At 70.7% G+C, this 3,309-nt stretch carries 2 protein-coding genes; one reads left to right on the top strand and one right to left on the bottom strand.

Annotated features, from left to right (window positions below; genetic code table 11):
- A partial coding sequence (locus DD1DGNOD_RS09635; protein WP_131769940.1) for an FAD-binding oxidoreductase occupies nt 1–980 on the top strand: 980 nt, incomplete at its 5' end.
- Nucleotides 981–1,065: 85 nt separating this feature from the next.
- Here DD1DGNOD_RS09635 and ftsH read toward each other — a convergent pair.
- Entirely contained in the window at nt 1,066–3,108 is a 2,043-nt protein-coding gene (ftsH, locus tag DD1DGNOD_RS09640; protein WP_241251396.1) for an ATP-dependent zinc metalloprotease FtsH, read from the bottom strand.
- Nucleotides 3,109–3,309 lie beyond the last annotated feature (201 nt).

Genomic DNA, 3,309 nt, shown 5'->3' on the forward strand with positions numbered 1-3,309 from the left:
GTATCGCCGCGTCCAACGCCGGCGGCGAGCGGGTGCTGCGTCACGGGATGACCCGCGGCCAGGTGGCCGGGCTCGAGGTGGTACTGGCCGACGGCGCCGTGGTGCGGCGGCTCTCAGGCCTGCCCAAGGACAACGTCGGCTACGACCTGCCGTCACTGTTCGTCGGTAGCGAGGGCACCCTGGGAGTCATCACAAGGGTGCAGCTGCGGCTGGCCGGGCTGCCCGCCGCGCGGACTACCGCCCTGCTCGCCATGGCGGACCTGCCGGCCGCGGTCGATCTCGTCGCCCTGCTACGGGCCACGGTGGCCTCCCTGGACGCCGTCGAGCTGGTCTTCGGCGACGGCGTCGACCTGGTGTGCGCCCACCAGGGCCGGCCGGCTCCGTTCCCCGGCCGGTCGTTCCCGCCGGACACCCCGTACCTGCTGGTGGAGTGCGTCGGGTCCACTGACCCGACCGGTGACCTCGCCGCGGCGGTCGAGACCGCCACCGGCGTGCTGGACGCGGTGGTTGCCACCACTGCCACGGATCGGGAGCGACTGTGGACCTACCGTGAGGGGCACACCGCGGCCGTGAACGCCGTCGGCGTCCCGCTCAAGCTTGACGTCGCGGTCCCGCTCGCGCGGATGTCCGCGTTCGTCGACGACCTGCGCGGCCTCGTGCGGGCGATGGCGCCGTCCGCCCGGCTGCATCTGTGGGGCCACCTTGCCGAGGCGAACCTGCACGTCAACGTCACCGGGCTGGATCGCGACGACGCCCGTGGACGGGAGGGCGTCACCGAAGCGATCCTCGTCCGGGCCGCGGCCGACGGCGGCAGCATCGGCGCCGAACACGGTGTCGGGCGGGCCAAGATGGCCTGGGTGGGCCTGTCACGGTCACCGGCGGAGCTGGCCGTGCTGGCGGCCGTGAAGCACGCTCTCGACCCTGCCGGCCTGCTCAACCCCGGCGTCCTCGTCCCGCCCTACGGACACGGAAAGTCATAGGCGGAAAGCGTCACCATGACGACGGTTTCCACCTACGGCTTCCGTAGCTGTAGGTGAAAAACGTCGTCATGACGACCGGAACTACCTACGGCTTCCGCTGCGTATGTTGCGTGGGGCCGGCCACGCCGAGGTCGGCGGGTCGTGGCGGAGCCTGCTCGGGTGGCGGAGCCGGCTCGGGCCGCCCACCACGGGTCCCAACGGCCGCACCACCGGTATCAGAGGTGCTGGCAGGAGCGTGGTCGCGCAGGACGTCGTCCAGGACGCTGCCGTCCACGGTCTCCCGCTCCAGCAAGATGCCGGTGAGCGCGTCGAGCGCCTCGCGATGTGCGTGCAGCAGCTTCACGGCCTGTTCCTCGGCCTCCCGCAGCAGCCGGGCCACCTCCGAGTCGATGATCCGCTGGGTCTCCTCCGAGTACGGCCGGGAGACGAGTTCCTCGCTGCCGAGGTACTGGGGGTTGCCCGAGCTGTAGCCAACCGGCCCGAGGACGGAGGACAGGCCGAACTCGCGCACCATCCTGGTGGCGAGCGCGGTGGCGCTGGCCAGGTCGTTGGCGGCCCCGGTCGAACCCTGGCCGAACACGATCAGCTCCGCAGCCCGCCCACCGAGGCGTACCGCGAGGGAGTCGTACAGGTAGCCCTCGGTGTAGAGGTGCCGTTCGTCCTCGGGTAGCTGCTGGGTGGCGCCGAGCGCCATCCCGGCCGGCAGAATCGTGATCTTCGAGACCGGGTCGGCGTGCGGGGACAGCGCGGCGACCAGCGCATGCCCGGACTCGTGCACGGCGACCGACTGCTTCTCCTCGGGCAGCAACACGTTGGTCGCGTCCCGGCGGCCCAGGATGATCCGGTCGCGGGCGGCGTCGAGATCCTTGGCCGTGATGACGTTGCGCCCGTCCCGGACGGCGTGGATCGCCGCCTCGTTGACCAGATTGGCCAGGTCCGCGCCGGAGAATCCCGGGGTGCCGCGGGCGACCACGGACAGGTCCACGTCAGGGGCGAGATGCTTGCCCCGGCTGTGCACCGCGAGGATGGCGGCCCGCTCGCTCTGGGCCGGCAGCGGGACGGTGACCTGCCGGTCGAAGCGTCCGGGGCGCAGCAGCGCCGGGTCGAGGGTCTCGGGCCGGTTGGTGGCGGCGAGGACGACCACGCCTTCGGCCGGGTCGAATCCGTCCATCTCGGCGAGCAGCTGGTTGAGGGTCTGCTCACGCTCGTCGTGACTGCCGCCGAGCAGGCCCGACCCCCGCCTGCCGCCGATCGCGTCGATCTCGTCGATGAAGATGATGGACGGGGCACGCTTGCGTGCCTCGTTGAACAGGTCACGGACGCGGGAGGCGCCGACCCCCACGAACATCTCGACGAATCCGGACCCGCTCACCGACAGGAACGGCACCTCGGCCTCGCCGGCGACCGCGCGGGCCAGCAGCGTCTTGCCGGTGCCGGGCGGACCTACCATGAGCACCCCGCCCGGTCCCCTCGCCCCTGCCTGCCGGTAGCGCTCAGGGTTGCGCAGGAAGTCGATGACCTCGCTGACCTCCTGCTTCGCGCCCTCGTAGCCGGCCACGTCGGCGAACCGGGTGGTCGGACGTTCGGCATCCACGATCTTCGTACGGGACCGGCCGATGCCGCCGAGCCCGCCGGCCAGGGAACGCTGGGCCTGCCTGCCGGTCCACAGGAAGAACCCGACCAGCAGGAGCAGCGGCAGGAAGCTCAGGAGGACCGACAGGAAGGACGTCCCGGTCCGGGTGGCCTTCACCTCGACGTTCTTCGACTCCATGCGGTCGAGAACTCCCTGGGTGTTCAGCGCTGTCGGGACCTGAGAGGTGAAGCTGGTTCCGTCCTTGAGTGTTCCGGTGACGCCACCCTTGTCGTTGATGGTGACAGCCTGTACCTTGCCGGTGTCCACCTGCTGCGTGAACTGGGTGAAGCTGTATGAGGTCGTCTGCTTCGGGAACAGGCTGGGAGCGAACAGCAGGGCCGCTGTGATCACGAAGCCGATGGGCAGCAGCCAGCGGCGCCACTTCGGCGGAGGTGTGGGCGCGGGCTTGGGCGGGGTTTCCCGGGGCGGCCCGGAGCGCGCCGAGGTCGACAGATGTCGCCGGGTGCTCCGGTGAAGGCTGGCCTTTGAGATCATTTATGGTTGCTCCTGCCTGTGGTGACATCCGGGTGAGCACCAGCGGGAGCCGCTTGCGCGCTGTCGCGTCCGGCTCGGGCGCTGTATACCCCTTTCAACGCATGAACGAGCCGTCAGGCTTCATGGGCATCCTCCGCCAGCTCGTCCGGCCCCGGCTGGTCGCCGGGAATTGTTCCGGCGGCCGGACGGCGGGCATGCTTG

Origin of the sequence: Candidatus Protofrankia californiensis (assembly GCF_900634765.1) — a bacterium.
GTDB lineage: Bacteria > Actinomycetota > Actinomycetes > Frankiales > Frankiaceae > Protofrankia > Protofrankia californiensis.